This is a genomic window from Mesorhizobium sp. M7A.F.Ca.CA.003.01.2.1 (assembly GCF_003998945.1).
GTDB lineage: Bacteria > Pseudomonadota > Alphaproteobacteria > Rhizobiales > Rhizobiaceae > Mesorhizobium > Mesorhizobium ciceri.
In genome coordinates this window covers 1-1,165 of record NZ_RZRA01001286.1, presented here as the reverse complement: position 1 = coordinate 1,165, position 1,165 = coordinate 1, and the positions used below count along the sequence as shown (strand labels likewise).

Annotated in this window: 2 pseudogenes; both read left to right on the top strand. The window is 65.0% G+C overall.

Going from position 1 to position 1,165, the window contains the following annotated elements:
• Window positions 1-250: pseudogene (locus EN969_RS35450) on the top strand (lytic transglycosylase domain-containing protein); the annotation flags it as partial.
• Between the two features lie 178 nt (window positions 251-428).
• Window positions 429-1,165 (top strand): annotated as a pseudogene (locus EN969_RS32020) (relaxase/mobilization nuclease domain-containing protein); the annotation flags it as partial.

The following is a 1,165-nucleotide window of genomic DNA, read 5'->3' as shown; positions in this document are numbered from 1 at the left end:
GCATTTGAAGCGTGGCAAACCGCTGCCAGAAGAGACCGTCGAGTACCTCGACCAACTCAAGGCGGCCGGAGTTTCGGCGGCCGACATCGAGGCGTTCGAAAGCCAATCTGTCGCTCCAAAGGCGCAAATCGCTCCTCTCGGACGGTCGCTGTTCTTCATTCATGACGGTGTTCACTCAGGCGTGCGAAACGGCGATCTCTTCGTGCCGCTCGGCAAGGACGGCGCGCAGCCGAAGGAGCCGGTGCGTTAGCCATGGCGGACGGGGGCGCGTCTGGCGGGGCTGGGCGCGGAAGGCAAGATAAAGGTACCGCCTCCAGGAGGCGGTTAAATCTTTGTCTGCACATCGTTTTTCCGGGAGGCTGCCGCCGGTGCCAAGAGGGTTTGACGTGTAAGTGTCTGATTTTGCTTGATATGTCTGGGAGGCTCGCATTAAGGATGACGAGTTCAGGCCGAAGCTCGGCAAAATCGGGTCGCGCGGCTCGAAGGCCGGCAAACGCTATGCCGGCCAGGTTCGTGCGGCGATCAACCGGGCTGGCGGCCGGCCGCAACGCGGTGGTCGCTTCACAGGAAGCCGGACAGGGCGCGGCGGGGCGGCCGCCGCACTGCTGAAATCGCGCGACCGGTATGCCGCCTTCCGCCAGCGCCGGGTGATCGTCAAGGCGCGGGTCGTCAAGCTCGCCGGCAAGGGCGCGGACGGGGCGCGTGCCCATCTACGCTATCTTCAGCGCGACGGGGTCACCCGCGAAGGTGAACCTGGCGAGCTCTACGGCGCCGACAGCGGCCGCGTCGACGGCAAGGCGTTCATCGATCGCGCGGACGGCGACCGCCATCAGTTCCGCTTCATCGTCGCTGCCGAAGACGGCATCGAGTACGACGACCTCAAGGCGCTGACGCGGCGGCTCATGGCGCAGATGCAGGAAGACCTCGGCACGAAGCTCGACTGGGTCGCGGTCGATCATTTCAACACCGGCCACCCGCACAGCCACATCATCGTCCGTGGCAGGGACGACCGTGGCGAGAACCTGGTCATCGCGCGCGAATATATCTCATCTGGCATCCGCGAGCGGGCGGCCGAGCTGGTCAGCCTCGATCTCGGTCCGCGAACCGACCGCGAGATTGAGCTTCGCCTGCGCCGGGAAATGGAGCAGGAACGCTTCACCAGCAT